This is a genomic window from Nocardioides coralli, from assembly GCF_019880385.1.
Lineage (GTDB): Bacteria > Actinomycetota > Actinomycetes > Propionibacteriales > Nocardioidaceae > Nocardioides > Nocardioides coralli.
Genome location: NZ_CP082273.1, coordinates 775,556 through 801,301 on the forward strand (window position 1 = coordinate 775,556; position 25,746 = coordinate 801,301).

Annotated in this window: 22 protein-coding genes; 17 read left to right on the forward strand and 5 right to left on the reverse strand. The window is 72.6% G+C overall.

All coding sequences use genetic code 11. The annotated features are described in order from the left end of the window. Positions 1-119: 119 nt before the first annotated feature. Positions 120-989 (forward strand): Bax inhibitor-1/YccA family protein, encoded by an 870-nt coding sequence (locus K6T13_RS03820; RefSeq protein ID WP_222897207.1) that lies wholly within the window; start codon positions 120-122, stop codon positions 987-989. Positions 990-1,041: 52 nt separating this feature from the next. On the opposite strand, the gene K6T13_RS03825 is transcribed toward K6T13_RS03820, so the two are convergent. Beyond that, complete coding sequence (locus K6T13_RS03825; RefSeq protein WP_222897208.1) at positions 1,042-2,070, reverse strand: SGNH/GDSL hydrolase family protein; 1,029 nt, start codon at positions 2,068-2,070, stop codon at positions 1,042-1,044. A 62-nt stretch (positions 2,071-2,132) separates the two neighbouring features. Between K6T13_RS03825 and K6T13_RS03830 the strand changes: the two genes are divergently transcribed. The 8 genes from K6T13_RS03830 (at position 2,133) to K6T13_RS03865 (ending at position 10,909) form a co-directional block, all read left to right on the forward strand. Further along, a complete protein-coding gene (locus K6T13_RS03830) occupies positions 2,133-3,518 on the forward strand; it encodes a cystathionine beta-synthase (RefSeq protein ID WP_222897209.1) in 1,386 nt (461 codons plus the stop codon). 250 nt (positions 3,519-3,768) lie between these two features. Beyond that, positions 3,769-4,314: an alternate-type signal peptide domain-containing protein gene (locus K6T13_RS03835; RefSeq protein WP_222897210.1), complete on the forward strand. Its 546-nt coding sequence runs from the start codon at positions 3,769-3,771 to the stop codon at positions 4,312-4,314. A gap of 13 nt (positions 4,315-4,327) precedes the next feature. Continuing rightward, positions 4,328-4,879: a hypothetical protein gene (locus tag K6T13_RS03840; RefSeq protein ID WP_222897211.1), complete on the forward strand. Its 552-nt coding sequence runs from the start codon at positions 4,328-4,330 to the stop codon at positions 4,877-4,879. After that, a complete protein-coding gene (locus tag K6T13_RS03845; protein ID WP_222897212.1) occupies positions 4,876-5,568 on the forward strand; it encodes a hypothetical protein in 693 nt (230 codons plus the stop codon). Before K6T13_RS03840 ends, K6T13_RS03845 begins: the two co-directional genes overlap by 4 nt. A gap of 9 nt (positions 5,569-5,577) precedes the next feature. After that, on the forward strand, positions 5,578-7,050 hold the full coding sequence (locus tag K6T13_RS03850) for a signal peptidase I (protein ID WP_222897213.1): 1,473 nt from the start codon (positions 5,578-5,580) through the stop codon (positions 7,048-7,050). A 69-nt stretch (positions 7,051-7,119) separates the two neighbouring features. Then, positions 7,120-8,508 carry a sigma 54-interacting transcriptional regulator gene (locus K6T13_RS03855; protein WP_222897214.1) on the forward strand — a complete coding sequence of 463 codons (1,389 nt, stop codon included), beginning with the start codon at positions 7,120-7,122 and terminating at the stop codon, positions 8,506-8,508. After that, complete coding sequence (locus K6T13_RS03860; RefSeq protein WP_222897215.1) at positions 8,505-8,879, forward strand: OsmC family protein; 375 nt, start codon at positions 8,505-8,507, stop codon at positions 8,877-8,879. Before K6T13_RS03855 ends, K6T13_RS03860 begins: the two co-directional genes overlap by 4 nt. After that, positions 8,876-10,909, forward strand: a complete 2,034-nt coding sequence (locus K6T13_RS03865) for a vWA domain-containing protein (protein ID WP_222897216.1) — start codon at positions 8,876-8,878, stop codon at positions 10,907-10,909. The genes K6T13_RS03860 and K6T13_RS03865 overlap by 4 nt, the downstream gene beginning before the upstream one ends. A gap of 22 nt (positions 10,910-10,931) precedes the next feature. On the opposite strand, the gene K6T13_RS03870 is transcribed toward K6T13_RS03865, so the two are convergent. Then, complete coding sequence (locus tag K6T13_RS03870) at positions 10,932-11,777, reverse strand: cobalamin-binding protein (RefSeq protein ID WP_222897217.1); 846 nt, start codon at positions 11,775-11,777, stop codon at positions 10,932-10,934. A gap of 24 nt (positions 11,778-11,801) precedes the next feature. Here K6T13_RS03870 and K6T13_RS03875 point away from each other — a divergent pair, with 24 nt between their 5' ends. Genes K6T13_RS03875 through K6T13_RS03885 form a run of 3 tightly spaced genes read left to right on the forward strand, consistent with a single transcriptional unit; the run spans position 11,802 to position 15,361 of the window. Then, positions 11,802-12,761, forward strand: a complete 960-nt coding sequence (locus K6T13_RS03875; protein ID WP_222897218.1) for a hypothetical protein — start codon at positions 11,802-11,804, stop codon at positions 12,759-12,761. Continuing rightward, positions 12,762-13,529, forward strand: a complete 768-nt coding sequence (locus K6T13_RS03880; RefSeq protein ID WP_249423922.1) for a TSUP family transporter — start codon at positions 12,762-12,764, stop codon at positions 13,527-13,529. A gap of 41 nt (positions 13,530-13,570) precedes the next feature. Next, a complete protein-coding gene (locus K6T13_RS03885; RefSeq protein WP_222897219.1) occupies positions 13,571-15,361 on the forward strand; it encodes a glycoside hydrolase family 3 protein in 1,791 nt (596 codons plus the stop codon). Positions 15,362-15,367: 6 nt separating this feature from the next. On the opposite strand, the gene K6T13_RS03890 is transcribed toward K6T13_RS03885, so the two are convergent. Beyond that, positions 15,368-16,525, reverse strand: coding sequence for a class I SAM-dependent methyltransferase (locus K6T13_RS03890; RefSeq protein WP_222897220.1), 1,158 nt, complete (start codon positions 16,523-16,525; stop codon positions 15,368-15,370). A gap of 253 nt (positions 16,526-16,778) precedes the next feature. On the opposite strand from K6T13_RS03890, the gene groES reads away from it, so the two are divergent. From groES to K6T13_RS03910, 4 genes are all read left to right on the forward strand, one after another. Further along, a complete protein-coding gene (gene groES / locus K6T13_RS03895; protein WP_222897221.1) occupies positions 16,779-17,072 on the forward strand; it encodes a co-chaperone GroES in 294 nt (97 codons plus the stop codon). A 115-nt stretch (positions 17,073-17,187) separates the two neighbouring features. Then, positions 17,188-18,807, forward strand: a complete 1,620-nt coding sequence (gene groL, locus K6T13_RS03900; protein WP_222897222.1) for a chaperonin GroEL — start codon at positions 17,188-17,190, stop codon at positions 18,805-18,807. A gap of 103 nt (positions 18,808-18,910) precedes the next feature. Next, positions 18,911-19,318, forward strand: coding sequence for a hypothetical protein (locus K6T13_RS03905; protein ID WP_222897223.1), 408 nt, complete (start codon positions 18,911-18,913; stop codon positions 19,316-19,318). Positions 19,319-19,364: 46 nt separating this feature from the next. Next, positions 19,365-20,615: a multidrug effflux MFS transporter gene (locus K6T13_RS03910; protein ID WP_222897224.1), complete on the forward strand. Its 1,251-nt coding sequence runs from the start codon at positions 19,365-19,367 to the stop codon at positions 20,613-20,615. A gap of 56 nt (positions 20,616-20,671) precedes the next feature. On the opposite strand, the gene K6T13_RS03915 is transcribed toward K6T13_RS03910, so the two are convergent. Further along, positions 20,672-22,486, reverse strand: a complete 1,815-nt coding sequence (locus K6T13_RS03915) for a glycoside hydrolase family 15 protein (protein WP_222897225.1) — start codon at positions 22,484-22,486, stop codon at positions 20,672-20,674. After that, positions 22,483-23,892 carry a glucose-6-phosphate dehydrogenase gene (gene zwf / locus K6T13_RS03920; RefSeq protein ID WP_222897226.1) on the reverse strand — a complete coding sequence of 470 codons (1,410 nt, stop codon included), beginning with the start codon at positions 23,890-23,892 and terminating at the stop codon, positions 22,483-22,485. Before zwf ends, K6T13_RS03915 begins: the two co-directional genes overlap by 4 nt. 68 nt (positions 23,893-23,960) lie before the next feature. Here zwf and guaB point away from each other — a divergent pair, with 68 nt between their 5' ends. Beyond that, positions 23,961-25,463, forward strand: coding sequence for an IMP dehydrogenase (gene guaB / locus K6T13_RS03925; RefSeq protein WP_222897227.1), 1,503 nt, complete (start codon positions 23,961-23,963; stop codon positions 25,461-25,463). Positions 25,464-25,746: the final 283 nt, after the last annotated feature.

Consider the following 25,746-nt stretch of genomic DNA (forward strand, 5'->3'; position numbering starts at 1 on the left):
TCAGCCCAGAACGGGAACAGCGGCGCGGGTGCGCTCGTTCTCCGGATACCGCAACAACTAGACTGGAATGCACCGGCAGGCGTCAGATCGACGCCCGCCCGGCCTCCAAGGAGGAGACCATGCAGAGCAACAACCCCGTGTTCCGCCGCTCGGAAGCGTTCAACGGCGCCGGGGCCACCGCCTACGGCAACCAGACCTATCCCGGCAACGGCGCCGCCTACCCCGGCTACGGCCAGCAGACGCCGTCCGGGTACGACCAGCAGTACGCGCCGACCGGCGCCGGCGAGCGGATGACGATCGACTCGGTCGTGCAGAAGACCGGCCTCTCGCTGGCCATCGTCTTCCTCACCGCGGCCGTCACCTGGTTCATGACCGGTGACATCCGGACCAGCGAGGACAACCTCGGGACCCTCTACCTGGCGCTGATGGTGGGTTCGTTCGGTGCCTTCGGTCTGTCGATGGTCAACTCGTTCAAGCGCGTGGTCAGCCCGCCGCTGGTGATCGCGTTCGCCGCCCTCGAGGGGGTGGCGCTCGGCGCGTTCAGCAAGCTGATCGACGCGATGTTCGTCAACGAGTCTGGGCTCGGCAACAACCTGGTCCTCCAGGCGGTCATCGGCACCTTCGCCGCGTTCGCCGGCACCCTGGCCGCCTACAAGTTCTTCGAGATCAAGGTCGGCCAGAAGTTCCGGACCTTCGTCATCGCCGCGATGTTCGGCATGGTGGCGCTCGGCCTGCTCGAGTTCGTGCTCGGCATGTTCGGCAACGCGATCGGGTTCCTCGGCTTCGGCGGGCTCGGCCTGCTGTTCTCGGTCGCCGGCCTGGTCCTCGGCGTGTTCATGCTGATCCTCGACTTCGACTTCGTCGAGCAGGGCATCGCCGCCGGCATCGAGGAGCGCGAGTCGTGGCGCGCGGCGTTCGCGATCACGGTCAGCCTGGTCTGGATCTACACCAACCTGCTGCGGATCCTCGCGATCCTCCAGCAGGACTGACCCGACCGACAGTCCACGACGGCCCGCCCGGAGCGCTCCGGGCGGGCCGTCGCTACGTCCGGGCGTCCTCCTCGACCCGCTCCTCCGCCTCCGGGGCCTCGGCGGTCGCACGCGGGTGGCGCCGGCGTCGCCGCATCTCCACCCAGAGGCCGCGCACCCCGCGGCGCGACCCGGCGACCTCCGTGCCTCCGAGCTCGGTGCCCGTGGTGCGCGCCGCCTCGATCGCGGCGACGGCGACGGGGCGGAGCTTCTCGCCACGCCGCGCCTCCAGGAGCTCCGGGTCGTCGGGGCCCAGCCCGAGGGCGGCCAGCGCCGAGGGGAGCAGCACGTCCGCGAGGGCGCGGTAGCCCTCCGCGGAGGGGTGGAAGCGGTCAGGACCGAAGAGCAGCGCGGGCGCCGCGTCGAACTCGGGTCCGAGGATGTCGCCGAGCGAGACCGTGCGCCCGCCCTCGGCGACGACCGCGATCGACTGCGCTGCCGCGAGCCGGCGCGACCACGCGCGGGCGATCTGCTTCAGCGGCGGCGGGATGGGGCGGATGGTGCCGAGGTCGGGACAGGTGCCGACCAGGACCTCGACCCCGGCCTCGCGCAGCCGCCGGACGCCCTCGGACAGGTTGCGCACCGACGTGGCCGGCAGCACCTGGTGGGTGATGTCGTTGACGCCGATGAGGATGACGGCCAGGTCGGGGTCGGTGCCGAGCGCCCGGTCCACCTGGGCGGCCAGGTCCCGTGACTCGGCGCCGACGACGGCCAGCTCGCGCAGGTGCACCCGGCGTCCGGCCTCGCGAGCGACGCCCGAGGCCAGGTGGGACCCCGGGGTCTCCTCCACGCGGTGGACGCCGTAGCCCGCGGCACTCGAGTCGCCGAGGAGGGCGATCTTGACGGCCGGGCCGCCGAGCCCCCGGCCGTACCACCCCGTGGCGTCCGGGGGAGGGGTCCCGAGCGGCTCGCCGATCGCCTTCCTGGCGAGCTTGGCCTCCGTGGCGAGCAGCCCGTAGAGCGCTCCCCCCACCACCGACAGCCCGCCGCCCCCGTAGGCGGCGGCTGCGGCGAGCTTGCGTGCGGCGGCGGCCTTTCCCATGCGGGCAAGGCTACGAGTTCGCCGATGTCCGCGTGACGCCTCTCCACCCCTAAGGTGGCGGCGTGCAGTACGTCGACTCGCTCCTGGACCTGATCGGTGACACCCCCCTGCTGCGGCTGCGGCGCTCGCTGGACGGTCTCGACGCCCCGCTGGTGCTCGCGAAGGTCGAGTACCTCAACCCCGGTGGCTCGGTGAAGGACCGCATCGCCACCCGGATGATCGAGGCGGCCGAGGCCGAGGGGCTGCTGCAGCCCGGCGGCACCATCGTCGAGCCCACCTCGGGCAACACCGGCGTCGGCCTTGCCATGGTCGCCCAGCAGAAGGGCTACCACTGCGTCTTCGTGTGCCCCGACAAGGTCAGCGAGGACAAGCGCAACGTGCTGCGGGCCTACGGCGCCGACGTCGTGGTCTGCCCGACCGCGGTGGCGCCGGAGCACCCCGACTCCTACTACTCGGTGAGCGACCGGCTGGCGGCCGAGCCCGGCGCCTGGAAGCCCGACCAGTACTCCAACCCCCACAACCCGCGCTCCCACTACGAGACGACGGGTCCGGAGGTCTGGCAGCAGACCGAGGGCCGCATCACCCACTTCGTCGCCGGCGTCGGCACCGGCGGCACCATCAGCGGGGTGGGCCGCTACCTGAAGGAGCAGAACCCGGAGATCCAGGTCGTCGGTGCCGACCCCGCCGGGTCGGTCTACTCCGGCGGCAGCGGTCGCCCCTACCTCGTGGAGGGCGTCGGGGAGGACTTCTGGCCCGACACCTACGACCGGCAGGTGGCCGACCGGATCATCGAGGTCTCCGACGCCGACTCCTTCGCCTACACCCGTCGCCTGGCCCGCGAGGAGGCGCTGCTGGTCGGCGGCTCGTCCGGCATGGCGGCGTACGCCGCGAAGCAGCTGGCCGAGGAGCTCGCCGCCGAGGGGCGCACCGACGCGGTGATCGTGGTGCTGCTGCCCGACTCCGGTCGCGGCTACCTGACCAAGGTCTTCAACGACGAGTGGCTCGCCCAGTACGGCTTCCCCGTCCGCAACGGCGGTCAGGACGAGAAGACGGTCGGGCAGGTGCTCCGGGGCAAGGACGGGCGGCTGCCGGACCTGGTCCACACCCACCCCGGCGAGACGATCGCCGAGGCGGTCCACATCCTGCAGGAGTACGGCGTCTCGCAGATGCCCGTCGTCCGGGCCGAGCCCCCGATCGTGGCCGCCGAGGTGGCCGGGTCGGTCTCGGAGCGGACCCTCCTCGACGCGCTCTTCGCCGGCCACGCCCGCCTCACCGACCAGGTCGAGGACCACATGTCGTCGCCGCTGCCGACGATCGGGTCCAGCGAGCCCGCCAAGGACGCCGTTCCGCTGCTCGAGCACGCCGACGCGGTGCTGGTGCACGAGGACGGCAAGCCCGTGGGCGTGCTCACACGCCAGGACCTGCTCGCGTTCCTCGCGCGCGGCTAGTTCCTTCGGCGGGCCCGAGTGACCCGGGGTGACCACCTGCCCGGGGCCCCTCGCGTCGGACCCGGCGGACCCGGAAACCTGACGAATCCGGTCAAACTTTCAGTCATCTACTCGCTGCGGTAACAAGCAGCCCACGCTGCGGATACGCCCTGCGCAAGCCGCGGAAAAGCGACTCACGTCGTCCCTACGGTTCCCTCGAACCGCGGGTCCACCTCCCCCGGACCCGCCCCCATGGAAGGGACCCCCCGCGATGAACAAGATGATGAAGGGCTCGATCGCCGGCGCCACCGGCATCGCCCTGCTCATGGGCGGCTTCGGCACGTACGCGCTGTGGAGCGACAGCGAGGACCTCGCCCAGAACGGTGTCACCTCGGGTGAGCTGACGGTCGACACCACGGGCGGCGTCTGGGACGACCTCGGTACCCCCGGCGTGGCCGGTGACTGGTCGGCCGCCGACAAGCTGGTGCCGGGTGACCAGGTGTCCTACACGCAGACCTTCACGGTGTCCGCCACGGGCAAGAACCTCCAGGGCACCATCGCCCTGGCCACCGGCGCGCTCTCGAGCGGCTTCGGGGGCGGCAACCTGACCCGGGCGGTCGACGTCAACGTGACCACCCCGGGCACGGCGACCATCACGAAGGACTCGCCCACGAGCTTCTCCTTCACCTCGCCGTTCGACACCGCGACCCTCACGGCCGTCGTGACCTACACGTTCAACGACGTCGACAACCTCACCGACCAGAACGCGTCGGCGAGCACGCCGGCGTCCGCGTTCACCATCAGCCAGACCTCCTGATCCGGTCTGCCAGATGCCCAGGGGTCCTCTCGCCGTGGCCGTGGCCGGCGCCCTCCTCGTCGGGGGCGCTGCCACGGGGACGACACTCGCCTCCTGGGTCGACAGCGCACAGCTGGCCGGCACCGCCGTGAGCTCCGGCACGATCTCCTTGACGGTGGACGGCACGACCACGGCGACGTTCGCATCCCTGCCGGCGCTGTCTCTCAACGTCGGCGGCACGCCCGGGGCTGCGCAGTCCTTCACCGCCACGCTGCGCAACGACTCGGTCGGCAAGAACCTCCGGATGCGGATGTACGTCGACGACGTGACCACCGGGCAGGCGGACCTCAACGGTGGCCTCGAGATCTCGGTGGCCGGGGCCGCACCTGCGGCCGCATGCCCCGCGCCGGCCTGGCAGAACCTGAGCGCGACCAACAACACCGAGGTCACCGGCGCCCCGCTGGCCCCGGGGGGTACCCGCAAGCTGTGCGTCTCGCTGCGCGTGAGGGCCGGCGCACCCGCGGCCACCGCCAGCAGGACCGGCACCCTCACCTTCGCCTTCCGTGGCGCCCAGGTGTCGTCGTGAGCCGGCCCCTGCGCCGCGCGGCGGTCCTCTCGACGCTGGTCGCCTGCTTCGTGGCGCCGGCGACGATCTCCTACGCGCTCTGGTCGGTGACGGCGACCGGCACGGTCGGCGTCTCCACCGGCGGCGTCATCGGCGGGTCCGCCACCTACTACCTCTCCAACCCCGGGACCGGCAACACGGCCTCGAGCACCCACCTCGACCTGGTCACGACGGCGCCCACCCTCGGCTCGCTGCCCAACTACGACACCGACCGCGACGCCTTCCCCGGCCGCCTGCTCCAGAAGGGGAACGGTCTCTCCGAGACCGACCCGACCAAGCACCAGCTCTGGTCGGTCAGCGGCCCGGTCGCTGCCGTGAACGCGCCCGTGAAGCTGCGGCTCTGGAGCGCCATGAAGGACTTCGACACCACGAAGAAGAGCTCCGTGGTCGCCGGCCTTTACCAGTGCAACGACAACCCGAACTTCACCGGGTGCAACCTGCTGGCCCAGGCGACGGTGGCTCCGTCGGGCGCCTGGAGCGGCGGCAGCGGCGGCTGGGTCGCCAAGGAGTGGAGCTTCGGGACCCTGACCCTCGCCGTTCCCCACAACCGACGGCTCTACGTGAAGGTCGCGGTCAACAACGCCAGTGACGACGACGTCTGGTTCGCCTACGACACGGCCGCGCAGCCGAGTGCGCTCGAGATCGGCTGAGTGAGGACGATGAGCACGCGCACGCAGTGCCCGGAGCCGGCGGAGGCCGTCGACACCCGTGCCGCCACCGCCCGCCTCCGCCACGTGCTGACGCAGGTCGTGAGCTGGTGCGTCCTCGCGAGCGTCGTGGTCGGTGCGTTCGCGCTCATCGTGGTCCCGAAGGCGACCGGCTCGCGGCCGCTCACCGTCCTGAGCGGCTCCATGAGCGGCACCTACGAGATCGGGGACGCGTTGATCGTGCGACCGGTGGACGCCGCCGAGCTGGCCGTCGGCGACGTCATCACGTTCCAGTCGGTCTCGGACGACCCGTCGCTGACCACCCACCGCATCACCGCGATCGCCTTCGGCAGCGAGGGCCGCTCCTTCATCACCAAGGGCGACGCCAACGGCGCGGTGGACCCCGAGCCGATCACGGAGCCCCAGGTGATGGGGAAGGTCTGGTACTCGGTGCCCAAGGTCGGCTACGCCTCGGTCTGGATGGCCGGTGACTGGGCGCAGAACGCCATCAACGCGCTCGCCGGGCTGCTGATCCTCTACGGCCTCTGGCACATCGGCGCCGGCATGCTCGAGAAGCGGCGCGGGGAGCAGCCGGCTTCGCCCGGCGACAAGGTGGTGGAGCCCTCGCGCGCCTGGCACACGGGCTACATGAACCGCTCCTACCAGGGTGCGTTCGCGGCGTCCGGTGTCCTGGCCGTCGCGGCCGTGCTGATCGTGATCGTGGGGCCGCCCGCCCGGGCAGCTGCAAGTGAGAGCCCGAGGCTGTTGGTGGGCAGCAGTGCGGGCGGCCCCTTCCTCGACCAGCTCCCGTCGGCGCTCTTCGCCGACGCGGAGCTGGTCGGCCCCGGTGACGAGGTGGGCGACACCTTCTGGGTGATGAACAACGCCCTGACCGACGCCCGCGTCACCGTGTCGGTGCTCGAGGACGAGCCCGACAACGAGCTGGAGGCAGCGACCTCCTACGAGCTTGCGGTCGGTGGCGCCCGTACCCCCGACGGGCCCACCGACCGCGAGGCAGACCCCTGCCACACCGTGGCCACCGGGCCGCTGCTCGCGCCGGGGGAGGTGCTGCCGGTCACCGTGACCGCCCGCGTGGGTGACCTCACTGGACGGTCCGGCATGGGCCAGCGGGCCTCCATGGACCTCCGGGTCTCGCTGACGCAGGCGACCGACGTCATCGAGATCTGCGGCGAGGAAGCAACAGAGGACCCGCAGCCTAAGTCCGGCCAGACGGGGACCGACGCCCCGGCCGTCGACGCTCCCGTGGACTGCAGCCGCGACGTCGTCGTGACGACGGCGGGGGCGCCGACGTGCGTCCCGACCGTCGTCGCGGCCGGCGTGAACGCAGGGGACGCAGCCGTCGGGGGTGTGTCGGCCGACGACGCCCGCCCCGCCGCCGTCGCCGCGGGCGTGGCCGGCGGCCTGCTCCTCCTGTGGGCCAGGCGTCGCCGGCACCGGTCCCACCGGCCCCGGCACCGGGGCTGATCTCCCGCGGGGCGGGGTTCTCTCCGCCGAGCAGCCGCGCGGGTTGCGCGTCGTGAGTAGCGTGGGCCCGTGACCCAGGCACCCGCGGACACCACGCTCGGCGCCCTGCGCGCGAGCGGTCACGTGCACCGGACCCTTCGCGAGGAGATCCGGGCCAACCTGCTCGCCACGCTGACGGCCGGGGAGAGCCCATGGCCCGGGCTGCACGGGTTCGACGACACCGTGATCCCCCAGCTGGAGCGAGCCCTCATCGCCGGCCACGACGTGGTGCTGCTGGGCGAGCGTGGCCAGGGCAAGACCCGTCTGCTGCGTGCGCTCGCCGGACTGCTCGACGAGTGGACCCCGGTCATCGCGGGGTCCGAGCTCGCCGAGCACCCGTGCCACCCGATCACCCCCGTCTCCCGACGGCGGGCGGCCGAGCTGGGCGACGACCTGCCCGTGACCTGGCGCCACCGCGAGGAGCGGTACGCCGAGAAGCTCGCCACGCCCGACACCTCGGTGGCCGACCTGATCGGCGACGTCGACCCGATGAAGGTGGCCGAGGGCCGCCACCTCGGGGACCCGGAGACCATCCACTTCGGCCTGATCCCCCGCAGCCACCGGGGCATCGTCGCCATCAACGAGCTGCCCGACCTGGCGGAACGGATCCAGGTGGCGATGCTCAACGTGATGGAGGAGCGCGACATCCAGATCCGCGGCTACGTGCTGCGGCTGCCCCTCGACGTGCTCGTCGTGGCCAGCGCCAACCCCGAGGACTACACCAACCGCGGTCGCATCATCACGCCCCTCAAGGACCGTTTCGGCGCCGAGATCCGGACCCACTACCCGGCCGGGCTGGCCGACGAGGTCGCCGTGATCCGCCAGGAGGCGCACCTCGTCGCCGACGTGCCCGACCACCTCGTGGAGACCCTGGCCCGGTTCACCCGGCTGCTGCGGGAGTCCAGCGCCGTCGACCAGCGCTCGGGGGTCTCCGCCCGGTTCGCGATCGCAGGCGCCGAGACGATCGCCGCCGCCGCTCGCCACCGGGCGACGCGCCAGCGGGAGGAGCACGCCGTCGCCCGGGTCGTCGACCTCGAGACGGCCGTCGACGTCCTCGGCGGCAAGGTGGAGTTCGAGACCGGCGAGGAGGGCCGCGAGCGCGAGATCCTCACCCACCTGCTCCGTACCGCGACTGCGGAGACCGTCCGTGCGCAGCTGCGCGGCGTCGACCTAGCCCTTCTCGTGGAGGCCCTCGACGACGGCCGCGTGGTCACGACCGGCGCCCAGGTCAGCGCCCGCGACTTCCTGGCCGGACTCCCCGTGCTCGGTGAGTCGGAGCTCTACGACGAGATCTGCGCGCGGCTGGGGGCGACCGACGACGGTGCCCGGGCCTCGGCCATCGAGCTCGCCCTCGAGGGGCTCTACCTGGCCCGCAAGGTGGGCAAGGACAGCGACGGCACGGAGACGGTCTACGGATGAGTGACTTCCGGGTGACGGCGTCGGCCGGCTCCCTGCGGGGACCGGGACCGACCATGCCGCACGCCTGGACCGCCGGGGGAGTCTCGATCGAGGCCGACTTCACCGGCGCGCACCTGCTCCACCTCGCAGTCGCGGGGTGCGTCCTCAACGACACCTTCCGGGAGGCCCGGGAGCTCGGCCTGGAGGTGGCGGGCGTCCGGGTCACCGCCAGCGGCGGGTTCGATGACGGGTGGGCCAGCACGGGGATCGGTTACGAGGTCGAGATCGACGGCCCGCGGGGGGCGGAGCTCGAGGACCTGCTTGCCCGGGTCGACGCGGTCGCCGAGATCCCGCGCACGATCCGCGCCGGCGGTGAGGTGGGTCGGCGGTGAGCCGATACCGGCGCTACGACGGCGGCGACCCGCTCGCCCCACCGGTCGACCTCGCCGAGGCTCTCGACGAGATCGGCCACGACGTCATGGCCGGCTACAGCCCGGAGCGCGCGATGCGGGAGTTCCTGCGCCGCGGCGGCACCGACCAGACCGGCCTGGACGACCTGGCCCGGCGGGTGGCCGAGCGGCGCCGCGAGATGCTGCGGCGCCACGACCTCGACGGCACCCTGCAGCAGGTGCGCGAGCTGCTCGACCGGGCGGTGCTCGAGGAGCGCAAGCAGCTGGCCCGCGACGTGACCATGGACGACGCCGACCGGGCCTTCCGCGAGATGCAGCTCGACTCCCTGTCGCCGAACACCGCGGCGGCCGTGACCGAGCTGGCGGCGTACGACTGGCAGAGCCGGGAGGCGGCCGAGGCCTACGAGGAGATCAAGGACCTGCTGGGTCGGGAGCTGCTCGACCAGCGGTTCGCCGGCATGAAGCAGGCGCTGGAGGGCGCCACCGACGAGGACCGCGCGGCCGTCAACGAGATGCTGACCGACCTCAACGACCTGCTGGAGAAGCACCGGCAGGGCACGGACACCCAGGCCGACTTCGAGGAGTTCATGGCCAAGCACGGCCAGTTCTTCCCGGAGGGTCCCCGTGACATCGACGAGCTGCTCGACGCCCTGGCCGCCCGGGCGGCAGCCGCCCAGCGGATGCTGAACTCGATGAGCCCCGACCAGCGCCAGGAGCTGATGGAGCTCTCGCAGCAGGCCTTCGGATCGCCCGCGCTCACCGAGCAGCTCGCACGGATGGACGCCAACCTGCAGGCGCTGCGGCCGGGCGAGGACTGGACGGGGTCGGAGTCCTTCGAGGGCAGCGAGGGTCTCGGCCTCGGCGACGGCACGGGTGTCCTCCAGGACCTTGCCGAGCTCGACCGGCTCGCCGACCAGCTCGCGCAGTCCTACGACGGCGCGCGGCTCGACGACGTCGACCTCGACGCGCTCGCCCGCCAGCTCGGTGAGCGGGCCGCCGTGGACGCCCGCACCCTGCAGCGCCTCGAGCAGGCGCTCCGCGACAGCGGCTACCTGCGACGCGGCACCGACGGGCAGTACCGCCTCAGCCCCCGTGCGATGCGCCAGCTCGGCCAGGCGCTGCTGCGCGACGTGGCGCAGCGGATGTCCGGCCGACAGGGTCAGCGCGACCTGCGCGCCGCCGGGGCCGCGGGCGAGCTCTCGGGGGCCTCCCGCGCGTGGGAGTTCGGCGACACCGAGCCCTGGGACCTGCCGCGCACGGTGCTCAACGGCGTACGCCGGCGGGTCGCCGAGCAGGCCGCCGAACTGGGCGCCGCCGACGTCTCGGCGCTGGCGCTGCGGATGGAGGACATCGAGGTCCAGGAGACCGAGGCCCGCACCCAGGCGGCCGTGGCGCTGCTGGTGGACACCTCGTTCTCGATGGCCATGGACGGCCGCTGGGTGCCGATGAAGCGGACGGCGCTGGCGCTGCACACCCTGATCCGGACCAGGTTCCGCGGCGACCGGCTGCAGCTGATCACCTTCGGGCGCTCGGCCCGGGTGATGGACATCGAGGAGCTGACCGCGCTCGACGCGCGCTGGGACAAGGGCACCAACCTCCACCACGCCCTGCTGCTGGCCAACCGGCACTTCCGCAAGCACCCGGAGGCCCAGCCCGTGCTGCTGGTCGTCACGGACGGCGAGCCGACGTCCCACCTGGAGCCGGACGGCGAGGTGCACTTCTCCTACCCGCCGCACCCGCTCACCATCGCCTACGCGGTGCGGGAGCTCGACCACGTGCGCCGGATGGGGGCGCAGACGACGTTCTTCCGGCTGGGGGAGGACCCCGGCCTCGCGCGGTTCGTGGACTCCATGGCCCGGCGCGTCGAGGGCCGGGTCGTCGCGCCGGAGCTCGACGACCTCGGCGCGGCTGTCGTCGGCTCCTACCTCGACGGGCGGATCCCCGCCTCGTCCTACCGCGACCACTTCGGTGACTGGATGGGCGGGCGTGGCTTCTGGGTCTCGGGCGGCTGATCCTGACCGCGGCGGGTGGGGGTCAGCCGTGGAGGACGGCCGCCAGCTCCTCGACCCCGTCGACGAGCCGGGTCCCCGGGCGGGCCCACGAGGCGTTGGCGTCCACGGCGTGCACCGGTACGCCGGCGGGCAACCGGCCCGACGCCGCCAGCTCGCCGGCCAGCTGCTGTGAACCGGCCCGGTCGTAGCCGCACGGGGCCACCACGACCACCTCGGGGTCGGCCGCCTGGACGGCCTCCCACGTCACCCGCTCGGACTTCGCGCCGGCCCGCCCGAGCAGCGGCTCGCCGCCGGCTGCCTCGACCATCTCGGGCACCCAGTGGCCGGGGGCGAAGGGCGGGTCGGTCCACTCGAGCAGCATGACGCGCAGTCGCGGCCGGCCGGCCACGCGCCGGCGTACGGCGGCGAGCCGGTTCCGCTGGTCCGCGACCAGCGCAGTTGCCTCGCTCTCGTGGCCGGTCGCCTTCCCGAGCGTCTCGATCGAGACCAGCACCTCCTCCAGGGTGTGCGGGTCGATCGTCAGCACCTCGGCCGTGCACCCCAGGTGGGCCAGCGCATCGTCGACCACGGAGACGTCGACCGCGCACACGGCGCAGAGGTCCTGGGTGACCACCAGGTCCGCGTCGAGGCCGGCGAGAGCGCCCTCGTCGAGGTGGTAGAGGTCCTCGCCGCGGGCCATCGCCGTGGCGACGAAGGCGTCGATCTCCGCCGGGGCGAGCCCCTCCGGCATCGCCGAGGTCGAGACGATGGTCCGCGAGCGTGCCTCGGCGGGGTGGTCGCACTCGAAGGTCACCCCCACCACGTCGTCGCCGGCGCCGATCGCGAAGAGGATCTCGGTGGTCGAGGGCAGCAGGGACACGATCCGCACGGGCCCGACTCTACGATCGACCGCATGACGGACCCCCTTGCCGGCCCCCTCGCCGGCCTGCAGGCACTCGCGCGCGACCGCACCGAGCGCGACGGCCTGGTCGCCCAGCTGCAGGTGGCGCGTTCTCGCCGCGACGCGGCGCAGCAACGCGTCGAGGAGGCGCGCACCCGGCTGCACGCCGAGCACGCCGACGTCGAGGCCCTGGAGTCGATGTCGCTGACCCGGGTCCTGGCCGGGCTCCGCGGCAGCCGCGACGCCGACCTCGACCGCGAACGGGCCGAGGAGCAGGCGGCGCGCTACGCCCTCGCGGAGGCCGAGGCGCGCGCCGCGGTCGAGGAGCGCGAGGTGCAGACCCTGACCTCGCGGGTCAACGGCTACGGCGACCTCGAGGCACGGCACGCCGAGCTGCTGGTCGCCCGCGAGCAGGAGCTCGCGGCCGACCCGGCGGCCGCTGCGACCGCCGCCACGCTGGCGGAGCTCGCCGAGCGGACGGGGGTGCTCGAGGCCGAGCAGACCCAGATCGCCGAGGCCCACGCCGCGGGCGCCCAGGCCCACGCGGCGCTCGACGCGGCGCTGCGCCACCTGGGCGGGGCCGGGTCGTGGGCGACGTACGACACCTTCTTCGGGGGCGGCATGGTCGCCGACCTCGTCAAGCACGACAAGCTCGACCGGGCGGCCCGCCTGATGCGGGAGGCCGACGCGGCCCTGGCCCGGCTGGCCCACGAGCTCGCCGACGTCGGGGTGGGCGCCGTGGGCGAGATCGGCATCTCCGACCTCACCAGGGCGCTCGACGTGTGGTTCGACAACCTCTTCAGCGACTGGGCGGTCCGCGACCGGATCGCCCGGGCGTCGGAGCGCGTCCACCACCTGCGGGACGCCGTCGACCGGATCGGGCACGACCTCGCCAGCCGGCGCGCGGAGGGCTCCGCCCGGCTGGTGGCCCTGGCCGCGGAGCGCGAGCGGCTGCTGACCGAGGGCACCTGAGTGGACGAGGTCCTGCTGTGGCTGGCGCTCGCCGGGTTCGCCGCCGGCTTTGTCGACGCCGTGGTCGGCGGCGGCGGCCTGATCCAGCTGCCGGCGCTGCTCCTCGGGCTGCCCGGGGCGAGCCCGGTGCAGGTGCTCGCCACCAACAAGCTCGCCTCGATCTGCGGCACGACGGTGAGCAGCGCGACCTACTACCGACGGGTCCGGCCCGATCCGCGCACGTTCCTCCCGCTGATGCTGCTGGCCTTCGTGGGATCCGCGCTCGGCGCGCTGGTGGCGACCCAGATCCCGAAGTCGGCGTTCGACCCCATCGTCCTCGTCGCCCTGGTCGTGGTGGGGGCCTACGTGCTCCTGAAGCCCAAGCTGGGTGAGCAGACCGTGCTCCGCTTCGCCGGTCACCGCCACCTGGCCGCGGCCATGGTGACGGGTCTGGCGATCGGCTTCTACGACGGCGCGCTCGGCCCGGGCACGGGGAGCTTCTTCGTGTTCACGCTCGTGGGGCTGATGGGGTACTCGTTCCTGGAGGCCAGCGCGAAGGCGCGCCTCGCCAACTGGACCACCAACCTCGCGGCGCTCGTCGTGTTCGTGCCGGCGGGCGCGGTGCTCTGGAAGACGGGGCTGGTGATGGGGGTGTGCAACCTGCTCGGCGGCTGGCTCGGCGCCCGCACCGCCATCTCCCGGGGCAGCCGGTTCGTGCGGGTGTTCTTCGTCGTCGTCGTGTCCGCCTTCATCGTCCGGATCGGTGGGGACGTGGTCGGGTTCTGGTGAATCAGGCATCGGGCCGGACGGCGTTTGCGACCATGGCCCGGATGTCCTCGCCGATCCTCCGTCCCCGCGTCGCGGCACTGGTGGTCGCCCTGCTGCTGAGCGCCTGCACCGGCGACGGGACCGAGCCCGCCTCCGAGGAGTCCGAGGCGGCAGCCTCGCCGTCGGCGACCGACGTCCCGGCGGAGCCGGGACCGGCGGAGGAGATCGGGCTGGTCGAGGGATGGGGTCCCTCCCAGGCCCAGCTGGACCGCGCCGTACGCCAGGCGCGTCGGCTCACGGTGCCGGAGCTCGCCGGCCAGCTGATCGTCGCCTCGTGGTCCGGGACGCGCGCCCCGGTGCGGATGGTGCGTGACCTGCACCTCGGTGGGGTGATCGCGTTCAGCGAGAACGCCACCTCGGCCCAGCAGATCGCCATGGTGAACCGGTCCCTGCGACGCCGGGTCCCGCGACCCTGGCCCTTGTTCGTCGGGGTGGACCAGGAGGGCGGCATCGTGGAGCGGGTCGCCACCACGCCGTTCCCGGCCTTCATGAGCACCGGCGCCGCCAGGGACGGCGACCTCACGACCCGCGTCTTCCGGCGGTACGGCGCCGAGCTGGCCGGCCTCGGCTTCACCGTCGACCTCGCCCCGGTCGCCGACGTCACCACCGGGCCGGCCGACCCCACGATCGGGTCCCGCTCGCCGGGCTCGGACCCGCGCCTGGTCGCCGAGCACGCGGAGGCGGCCGCGAGTGGGCTGACCGCCGGTGGGGTGGTCCCGGTCCTCAAGCACTTCCCCGGCCACGGCTCGGTCCCCGCCGACAGCCATCTCACCCTGCCCGTGCAGGAGCGGTCGCTGCGCCAGCTGCGTCGGGCCGACCTGGCGCCGTTCGCGGCCGCGGTCGAGGCAGGCCTGCCGGCGGTGATGACCGGACACCTCGACGTCCGTGCCGTCGCCCCCCGTGTGCCGTCGAGCCTCTCCCGCAAGGTCGTGACCGGCCTGCTGCGCGAGGAGCTCGGGTTCGAGGGCCTCGTGGTCACCGACTCGCTCCAGATGGCAGCCGTGACGCGGCGGCGCGACCCGGCGGCGGTGGCCGTGCAGGCGATCCGGGCCGGCAACGACGTGCTGCTGATGCCGCCGGATCCGGCAGCGGCCCGGCTGGCCCTGGTCCGGGCGGTGCGCCGGGGGACTCTGACCCGCACCCGCCTGGTGCAGTCCGCGGCCCGCCAGATCGCGCTGCTCCTGCACACCGTCCGCGACGGTCGCGGGGTGCCGGCGGGTTCCTCGCGCGCGGCGTCGCGCGAGCTGTCGGCCGCCGCGGTCACCGTGGTCGCCGGGCCGTGCGAGGGCCGTCTCGTCGGCGACGCGGTGGTCCCGCTGGGTGACCCGGGCACGGCGAGGGCCTTCATCCCGGCTGCCCGTGCCGCCGGGCTGGAGGTCCGGGTGCCCCGGAGGCCGCCGGACCGGCTCGCGGACGCGCGCCCGCGTCCCGAGCGGCGGGCGGGGGAGTCCCGCGCAGACCACCGTGACCGGGTGCGTCGGTGGCAGCGGCAGGAGCGCCGGCGCCGCGAGGCGCTCGCCGCGTGGCAGGCCGACGAGGAGGAACGGCTCGGCGACGCGGCCCGCGTGGCCTTCGCCGGGTACGGCGACGGGCCGGTCACCGGCGACGTCGCCGTGGCCACGGACACCCCCTACGTGCTCGCCTCGTCCCGCGCGCGGGTGCGCGTGGCGACCTACGGGGCCACCCCGGGAGCGATGTCCGCACTGGTCGACGTGCTCACCGGCCAGGCGACCGCACCGGGCCGGCTGCCGGTCCACATGCCCGGCGTACCCCGTGCCGGCTGCGGGGTCTGACGCCGCCTAGAGCGGCTCGACGAGCAGCGCGGTCCCGTGGCCGGCGACCCGCGTCAGTACCAGCGTCGCGGCCCGGTCACCCTGCAGCGACAGCCGCTGTCGCAGCTGGTCGGGCACGACGCTGACCCCGCGCTTCTTGATCGTCAGTGATCCGATCCCACGCTCGCGCAGGGCGGCGCGGAGCGGCTTCTCCCGGTAGGGGAGCTCCTCGGTCACCCGGTAGCCGCGGGCGAACGGGGTCCGGAAGGCGTGGTCGGAGGTGACGTAGGCGATGTGCTCGTCGACGAGTCCGCCACCGACCCCCGCGGCGACGGCGGTGACCAGCCCCGCCCGGATCACCGCGCCGTCCGGCTCGTAGAGGTAGTCGGCCACGGCCCGGACCTCCGCCGCGTCGTCGTCCTCGTCGGTGATCGTCGCCAGGCCACCGTGGCCGATCACCGTGGCCCGGCGCGAGACGGTCGCCAGCCTCTCCGACCAGAGCGCGGCCTCCTTCACCTCGCCGTGGTCGCTGACCCACTCGGCCTCCACCTCGGCGGGAACCAGGTCGTGGGGGATGCCCGGGGCCACCTTGACGCACGCGGCGCGCCGGAACAGCTCCGAGACGAACGACCACGGCGGCGTCCAGTCGTCGACGGAGAACTGCCGACCGCGCGCGGAGCGCCGTGCGGGGTCGGCGAACGCCACGTCGAAGGGGGAGGTGTCGAGCCGGGTCGCGTCGGCGACCGTGACCGCGCCGGGCAGCCCCAGCGCCGCCAGGTTGGCCTCGGCCACCGCGACGCGCACCGGGTCGAGGTCGACTCCCGCCACGGTCATGCCCGCCGCCGCGGCCGCGACGAGGTCGCCGCCGATGCCGCAGCCCAGGTCGATGACGGTGGTGGTCGAGGCCGCCTCGAGCCGGGCCGCGCGGTGGCGCGCGACCGGGAGCCGGGTCGCCTGCTCGAGGCCCTCGGGGGTGAAGTACATCCGGCGGGCCAGGTCGCCGAACTTGTCGACGGCGCGGCGTCGCAGCTCGACCTGGGTGAGGGCGGCCGCCACCTGGTCGGAGGTGCCCAACCTGCGCAGCCGGGACTGCACCGCCAGCTCCTCGCCGGTCTCGGACTCGGCGGCGGCGAGCAGCTGCTGACCGTCGTCGGTGAGCAGCCACCGGAAGGCGTCGAGGTGCATCCGCCGATCCTGTCAGAGGAGCGGGTGGGGCTCCCGGCAGGTGGAGCCGGTCGACACGGTCGGGCCTGGGCAGCCCACTCTGGCACTCACGTGGGGTGAGTGCTAGCGTCTGATCTGGCACTCTCGCCCTGAGGGTGCCAGCGCTTGCGACGACGCACGGCACCCGCGACGACGTACGTCCCCCGCAGGCACAAACGTCCCGGAGCCGCCGGGCTCCTCCGCAGGATGAAGAGAAAGTAGAGGTTGATCAGAAGTGTCGGTCAACATCAAGCCCCTCGAGGACCGCATCGTCGTGAAGCCCCTCGACGCCGAGCAGACCACCGCCTCCGGCCTGGTCATCCCCGACACCGCCAAGGAGAAGCCCCAGGAGGGCGAGGTCCTGGCGATCGGTCCCGGTCGCATCGACGACAACGGCAACCGCGTCCCGCTGGACGTGGCCGTGGGCGACAAGGTCATCTACAGCAAGTACGGCGGCACCGAGGTCAAGTACGCCGGTGAGGAGTACCTGATCCTCAGCGCCCGCGACGTCCTCGCCGTGGTCGGCTGACGTTCCACCCCTTTTCGCGATAGTCCCTAACGAAACGGTCGCGATTCCCCGGAATCGTCAGCCCGTTCGTTAGGGACTATCCGTTTCCCCACCCACGAGGAGAACGAGGAACCCCATGCCCAAGATCCTGGAGTTCGACGAGGACGCCCGCCGCGCGCTCGAGCGCGGTGTCGACGCCCTCGCCGACACCGTCAAGGTGACCCTCGGCCCCAAGGGCCGCTACGTCGTGCTCGACAAGAAGTGGGGCGCCCCGACCATCACCAACGACGGAGTAACCGTCGCCCGTGAGGTCGAGCTCGACGACCCCTTCGAGAACCTCGGTGCCCAGCTCACCAAGGAGGTCGCCACCAAGACCAACGACATCGCCGGTGACGGCACGACCACCGCGACGGTGCTCGCGCAGGCCATGGTCCACGAGGGCCTGCGGGCCGTCGCGGCCGGCGTCAACCCGATGGGCCTCAAGCGCGGCATGGACGCCGCGGCCGAGGCCGTCAGCGACGCGCTGCTCGAGACCGCGCGCGAGGTGGAGACCAAGGAGGACATGGCCTCCGTCGCCACCATCAGCTCCCGCGACAGCCACATCGGCGAGCTCCTCGCGCAGGCCTTCGACAAAGTCGGCAAGGACGGTGTGATCACCGTCGAGGAAGCCAACACCATGGGCACCGAGCTCGAGTTCACCGAGGGCATGCAGTTCGACAAGGGCTACATCTCGGCGTACTTCGTCTCCGACCCGGAGCGCATGGAGGCCGTCCTCGACGAGCCCTACATCCTGCTCCACCAGGGCAAGATCTCCTCGGTGCAGGAGCTGCTGCCGCTGCTGGAGAAGGTCATGGGCGCGAGCAAGCCGCTCTTCATCCTCGCCGAGGACGTGGAGGGCGAGGCCCTCTCGACGCTGGTGGTCAACAAGATCCGCGGCACCTTCACCGCGGTGGCCGTCAAGAGCCCGGCGTTCGGCGACCGTCGCAAGGCGATGATGCAGGACATCGCGACCCTCACCGGCGGCCAGGTCGTGGCCCCCGAGGTCGGGCTCAAGCTCGACCAGGTCGGTCTGGAGGTGCTGGGCCAGGCCCGGCGCGTCGTGGTCACCAAGGACAACACGACGATCGTCGACGGGGCCGGCGACGCCGCCGAGGTCGAGGCGCGGGTCAACCAGATCAAGGCGGAGATCGAGAACACCGACTCCGACTGGGACCGCGAGAAGCTGCAGGAGCGGCTGGCCAAGCTGGCCGGCGGCGTCTGCGTGATCAAGGTCGGCGCCGCCACCGAGGTGGAGCTGAAGGAGAAGAAGCACCGCATCGAGGACGCCGTCTCCGCGACGCGCGCCGCGATCGAGGAGGGCATCGTCCCTGGCGGTGGTTCCTCGCTGATCCACGCGGTCTCGGTGCTCGACAACGACCTCGGGCTCGAGGGTGACGAGGCCGTCGGCGTCCGTGTCGTGCGCAAGGCCGCCGACGAGCCGCTGCGCTGGATCGCCGAGAACGGCGGCGACAACGGCTACGTCGTGGTCGCCAAGGTCCGCGAGGGCGGCACCGGCACCGGCTTCAACGCCGCGACCGGCGAGTACGGCGACCTGGTCGGCCAGGGCGTCCTCGACCCGGTGAAGGTGACCCGTTCCGCGCTGGTCAACGCCACCTCGATCGCCGCCATGCTGCTGACGACCGAGACGCTGGTCGTCGACAAGCCCGAGGAGGAGGAGCCGGCTGCCGCCGGCCATGGCCACGGCCACGGCCACTGAGCCACCTGCTCAACGCGACGGCCCACCCGGTCTCACCGGGTGGGCCGTCGTCGTCCCCGGCGGGTTGCCCGTGCGGTGGGCTCGCGGGTGCTTCACTTCCCCCATGACGGCAGCGAGGGTGGCCACCTGGGCGACGACCGGGGCAGTGGTGATCTGGGCGGTCAAGGCCGTGGCGATCGGGACCGCGGGTGGGCTCGACCGCAGCCCGGCAGAGAGCCCGCTGTTCCTGGCGGGCATGCTCACCTTCCTGGTCGGCGTGGTGGCGATCGGGCTGGCCGTCACGGCCGGGCGGGGGCTGGCGGTGCGCCTGCTCGGGGTGCTCGGGGCCGTGACCGGCCTCTTCGTGGCCTGGATGGTCATCGACACCGCGATCGCCGCCCTCGCGCCCGAGCAGGACCCGCACTGGGTGTGGGAGGAGCTGCAGCTGTGGGTGATCGCGGTGCTCACGGCCGTCGGTTGGCAGGTGTGGGCGCGTCGGGAGCCGGCGACCGCGCCGGCGGCCGTGGGCTGAGCGCGACCACCCGTCGCCGGGCGGCCGGCGTGTGGAAGGCTGCGGCGTGACCTCCCCCGTGCTCTCCCGTGCCGCGGAGCGGCGCCTGCTGTGGTTGGTGCCGGTCATCCTCGCCGGCCTGTCGATGCTCGGTCCCTTCAGCATCGACACCCCCTTCCCGGCGTTCCAGGAGATGGGCCGCGACTTCGCGGTCGACAGCGCCGAGATGCAGCTCGTCGTCTCGACGTACCTGCTCGCGTTCGGGCTGATGAGCCCCTTCCACGGGCCGCTCTCCGACGCGCTGGGCCGCAAGCCGGTCATCGTCGGTGGGGTCGCGGTCTACGTCGCGTCGTCGATCGGCTGCGCCTTCGCCCCCGGCCTCGGCAGCCTGCTGGTGTTCCGGGTGCTGCAGGGTCTCAGCGCGGGCGGTGGGGTGATCGTCAGCCGCACGGTGGTGCGCGACATGTACGACGGCGCGCAGGCGCAGCGGATGATGAGCCGGATCATGCTCATCTTCGGCCTCGCCCCGGCGGTCGCGCCGATCATCGGCGGCCTCCTGCTGCAGGTGGGTCCGTGGCCGGTCGTCTTCTGGTTCATGGCGGGGATCGGGCTGCTCCTCGTGACGGTGGTGGCCGTCGCCCTCCCCGAGACCCACCCGCCCGACCAGCGCACGCCGCTGAGGGTGGGGGCGCTGGTCGGGTCGATGCTGGCGGTGACCCGCCACCTGCCCTTCCACCGGGTCGCGTGGGCCGCGGCGCTCGGCTTCGCGGGGCAGTTCCTCTACATCGGGGCCGCGCCGATCTTCGTCGTGGAGCTGCTCGGTCTGGGCGAGCTCGACTTCTGGGTCTTCTTCGTGCCGATGATCGGCGGCGTCACGCTGGGCGCGCTCGTCTCCGGTCGTGCAGCCGGCCGCGTGGCTCCCAGCACCCTGATCACGGCGGCCATTGTGTTCTCGGTCCTCGGGGCGCTGGTCAACGTGGGGCTGGCGACGCTGCCGACCGCGGCCGACCTGCCCTGGGCCGTCGTGGGTCCGGCGCTGATCGCGGTCGGTACGGCGGCGGCGTACCCCAGCCTCCAGCTGGCGCTGCTCGACATGTTCCCGGCCAGCCGGGGCGCGGCGGTCTCGATGTTCACGTTCTTCACCCTGCTGCTCAACGGGGTCGCGGCCAGCGCGCTCGCGCCGTTGGTGACCGGCTCCGTGCTGACCCTGGCCCTGGCGTCGACCGTGATGGTCGCGGCAGGCCTGGGCTTCTGGGTCTGGCACCTGGCCGTCACCGGGCCGGACCCGCGGCCGCGCCCGACCGTGCGGAATCCGTGAGCCGAGGGGTCTCCCGTCCTCCCGCCGGACGCGCCACCGGCTGACGCCCTCGGCTCTCAGCCCAGCGCGCGGTCGAGGTTGATGGCCGCCGAGATCAGGCTGAGGTGGGTGAAGGCCTGCGGGAAGTTGCCCAGCTGGTCACCGGTCAGGCCCACCTGCTCGGCGTACAGACCGAGGTGGTTGGCGTAGGTGAACATCTTCTCGAGCGCCAGCCGCGCGTCCTCGAGCCGGCCCGCCCGGGTCAGCGCCTCGACGTACCAGAACGAGCAGATCGAGAACGTGCCCTCGACGCCGTCGAGCCCGTCGGGGGCGCGGCCGAGGTCGTAGCGGAAGACCAGGCTGTCGGCGACCAGCCGGTCCTCCAGCGCCTCGAGCGTGGAGAGGAACCGTGGGTCGTTGGGGGCGAGGAACTTCACCAGCGGCATCAGCAGCAGCCCGGCGTCGACCGTGTCGCCGCCGGCGTGCTGGACGAAAGAACCGAGCTCGTCGTTCCAGCAGTCCTCCACGACGTGGCGCTGGATCGCGTCGCGCACCCTGCCCCAGGCGGAGAGGTCGCCGGGGAGGCCGCGCTGCCGGGCCATCCGGATCATCCGCTCGATGGCGACCCAGCACATCAGGCGGGAGGTGGTGTGGGGCCGGGGGTCGTCCCGGATCTCCCACATCCCGGCGTCCTCACGTTCCCAGTGCTCCGCCACCCAGTCGACGATGCGGGTCATGTCCCGCCACGCGTCGACGCTGATGCCGGGTCCGTACTTGTTGTAGAGGTAGACCGAGTCGATGACCTCGCCGTAGATGTCGAGCTGCAGCTGCTCGGCGGCGGCGTTGCCGACCCGGACCGGGCGTGAGTCGGCGTGGCCGCGGAGGTGGTCGAGCTCGTGCTCGGTGCCGGGCACGTTGCCGTCGAGGTCGTAGAGGTTGCGCAGCGGCCCCAGGCCGGATCCGTCGGAGCCGCCCTCCGACGTCGTGTCGTCCCCCATGCGCTCGGACAGCCACCGCATGAAGGACGCCGCCTCGTCGGTGAAGCCGAGCCGCAGCAGCGCGTAGATCGTGAAGGCGGCGTCCCGGACCCACACGTAGCGGTAGTCCCAGTTGCGCTCGCCCCCGACCTCCTCGGGCAGGCTCGTGGTCGGTGCGGCCACCACGGCACCGGTCGGCTCGTGGGTCAGCAGCTTGAGGGTGATCGCGGACCGCTGCACCATCTCGCGCCACCGGCCCCGGTAGAGGGAACGGTCCAGCCACGACCTCCAGAACCGGGTCGTCTCCTCGAAGGCGTGCTCGAGGTCCGACTCCTCCGGGAGGTCGTCCCCGGCTTCCAGCACGTGCAGGGTGAAGCGCGCCTCCTGCCCGTGGTCGAGGGTCACCTCCGCCGCCACGCCGCCGTCGACCACCTCGAGGTCGTGGGTGGCCGTGATGCCGAGGCGTACGTCGCCGTCGACCAGGAGCACCCCGGCGTCGGTGCGCTGCGGGCTGGGCCGCTCGCGGCCGTAGTCGGGCCGCGCCTGCAGGACCGTCCGGATCGTGACCTCGCCGCGCACCGAGCGGATCCGGCGTACCAGCCGTTGCCGGTGGTCGGGGTCGTGCGCCTGCAGCAGGGGGAAGAAGTCGTGCACCTCGGCGACCCCCGCCGGGCACATGAACCGCGTCACCAGCACCGCGGAGTCGGGCAGGTAGAACTGGTGGGTCCTGCTGTGGCCGCCGACGATCTCGATGCCCCAGTGGCCGGCGTCCTCGTCGAGCAGGCGGCCGAAGACGCTCGGGCCGTCGAAGCGCTGCGGACAGAACCAGTCGATGGTCCCGTCGGTCGCGACCAGGGCGCAGCTGCGCAGGTCGCCGATGATCCCGTGGTCGGAGATCGCGGCCTGCCCGCTCATCGGCCGAGCCGCCATCCGCCGGGCGCCAGGGCCACCGCCGCCTCGGGCCCCCAGCTGCCCGGCTCGTACGGGTGCACCTGCGGCCGGTCGTCGAGGACCGGTTGCACCACCTGCCAGAGCCGGTCCACCTCGTCGGAGCGGGTGAAGAACGTCCGGTCGCCCTCCAGCGTGTCGAGCAGCAGCCGCTCGTACGCCGCCAGCGGCTCGGCCTCCTCCTCGTCCACGTCCTCGGCCAGGTCGAGGCGGAAGGTGCCCTCGGTCAGGTGCATCGTGGGCCCGGGTCGCTTGGCTCGCACGTCGAGCTGGATCTGCACGTCGTCGGTGAGCTCCAGCACCAGCTCGTTGGCGGCGCACTCGGCACCGGGCAGCACGGTCGTGGCCGGGGTGCGGAAGCGCAGGGTGATGGTCCTCCGTGTCTCGGCCATCCGCTTGCCGGTGCGCAGCAGGAAGGGCACGTCGCGCCAGCGGTCGTTGTCGACGTACGCCTCCAGCGCGACGAGGGTCTCGACGTCGGAGTCGTCGTCGACGTCGTCCTCGTCCCGGTAGCCGTCGTACTGACCGAGCACGACCCGGCTGGGGTCGAGGGGCCGCAGGCTCTCGAACACGGCCGCCTTGGCGTCGCGGACCGACCGCTCGTCGAGGTCCTCCGGCTCCTCCAGCGCCACGAAGCCCAGCAGCTGGCACAGGTGGGTCGAGACCATGTCACGCAGGCAGCCGGTCGACTCGTAGAAGCTGCCCCGCCCCTCCATCCCGAGGGTCTCGGGGACGTCGATCTGCACCGACTCGATGCTGTGCCGGTTCCAGGCCGGTTCCAGCACCCCGTTGGCGAACCGCAGCGCCAGGATGTTCTGCACCGCCTCCTTGCCGAGGAAGTGGTCGATGCGGAAAACCTGGTCCTCCTCGGCGACCTCCCGGAGCGCGGCGTCCAGGCTGCGAGAGCTGGCCAGGTCGAGGCCGAAGGGCTTCTCGACGACCAGCCGTGCCCGCTCGGTCAGGCCCTCGCGCCCGAGCATGGCCGCCATCGACTCCAGCACGTCCGGCGGCACGGAGAGGTAGAGCAGCCGGCGCACGTTGCCCACCTCGGTGTCGAGGTCGTCCTCGACGGCCCGGACCACCTCGGCGAGGTCGGAGCCGTCCTCATCGGTGGCCGCGCAGTAGCTCAGCCGCCCCAGCAGGTCCTCCAGCACCCCCTCGTCGACGTCGTCGACGGCGTCGTCGACCGCCTGCCGGACCAGGTCGCGGACCTCGTCGTCGGACCGCTCGCTGCGGCCGCTGCCGACGACGGCGTATTCCTCGGGGAGGAGCCCGCGGGCGGCCAGCGTGTAGAGGCCCGGGAAGAGCTTGCGGGCAGCCAGGTCGCCGGTGGCGCCGAAGAGGACCAGGACGTGGGGCGGAAGGTCGCGCATGCCCCCATGGTGGCAAGTGGTCGAAGCGGCTGCCCGGCTGCGCGGGCGCGGCACCTAGACTGAGGCGCGTGGAGGTCCCTGAGAAGTTCGCCGCGCTCGGTCTCACCTACGACGACGTGCTGCTGCTGCCCGGCCACTCCGACCTGGCACCCAGCGACATCGACACCACCTCGCGGTTGACCCGCGAGATCTCGCTGCGCGTGCCGCTCGTCAGCGCGGCCATGGACACCGTGACCGAGTCGCGGATGGCGATCGCGATGGCGCGCCAAGGCGGTCTCGGGGTGCTGCACCGCAACCTGTCGGTCGCCGACCAGGCCTACCAGGTCGACCTCGTGAAGCGGACCCAGACCGGCATCATCTCCAACCCCGTCACGATCGGGCCCGATGCGACGCTGGAGGACCTCGACCGGATCTGTGGGGAGTACCGCGTCTCGGGCCTGCCGGTCGTCGACGTGGAGGAGCGGCTGCTCGGCATCTGCACCAACCGCGACCTGCGTTTCACCCCGGTCGCGGAGTGGGCCACCACCAAGGTGGACGAGGTCATGACGCGGATGCCGCTGGTCACCGGCCACGTCGGCATCTCCCGCGACGAGGCCACGGCACTGCTGCGCAAGCACAAGAGGGAGCGGCTCCCGCTCGTCGACGAGCAGGGCCGTCTCGCGGGCCTGATCACCGTCAAGGACTTCGTGAAGTCCGAGCAGTTCCCGAAGGCGTCCAAGGACGCCGACGGTCGGCTCATGGTCGGTGCCGCGATCGGCTACTTCGGCGACGCCTGGGACCGCGCGACCACGCTGGTCGAGGCGGGCGTCGACGTGCTGGTGGCCGACACCGCCCACGGCAACGTGCGGCTGCTGCTCGACATGGTCGCCCGGCTGAAGTCCGACCCCGCGACCGCCCACGTTCAGGTGATCGGCGGCAACGTCGCGACCCGTGAGGGCGCGCAGGCCTTCGTCGACGCGGGGGCCGACGCGGTCAAGGTCGGCGTCGGGCCGGGTTCGATCTGCACCACCCGGGTCGTCACCGGCGTGGGGGTCCCCCAGATCACCGCGGTCCACGACGCCTCGCTGGCGTGCCGGCCCGCCGGCGTACCCGTCATCGCCGACGGGGGCATGAAGTACTCCGGCGAGATCGCGAAGGCGATCGTCGCGGGCGCCGACACGGTCATGGTGGGGTCGCTGCTCGCCGGCTGCGAGGAGTCACCCGGTGAGCTGGTGTTCGTCAACGGCAAGCAGTACAAGTCCTACCGCGGGATGGGCTCGCTCGGCGCGATGAGCAGCCGGGGCAAGAAGTCGTACTCGAAGGACCGCTACTTCCAGGCCGAGGTGGCCTCCGACGACGAGATCGTCCCCGAGGGCATCGAGGGCCAGGTGGCCTACCGGGGACCGCTGGCCGCCGTCGCCCACCAGCTGATCGGCGGCCTCAACCAGTCGATGTTCTACGTCGGCGCGCGGACCGTCCCCGAGCTGCAGGAGAAGGGTCGGTTCGTGCGCATCACCTCGGCCTCGCTCACCGAGAGCCACCCCCACGGGGTCCAGATGACCAGCGAGGCCCCCAACTACACCGGCCGCTGACCACCCTGACCCCGCCGAGCCGTCACTTGTGCTGGTTCAGATGGCGCCGAGCCGTCACTTGTGCTGGTTCAGATGGGGCCGAGCCGTCAGTTCTGCTGGTTCACGAGCCGCCGAGCCGTCAGTTCTGCAGCGTGAACACAGCCCTCTGACGCCTCCTGCCATGAGCGCCACGGTGGGCTCGCGCCACGCCTGGCGGCTCGTCGGACCGGGTAAACCAGCTGCAGTGACGGCTCGGCACGGTCTGAACCAGCTGCAGTGACGGCTCGGCACGGTCTGAACCAGC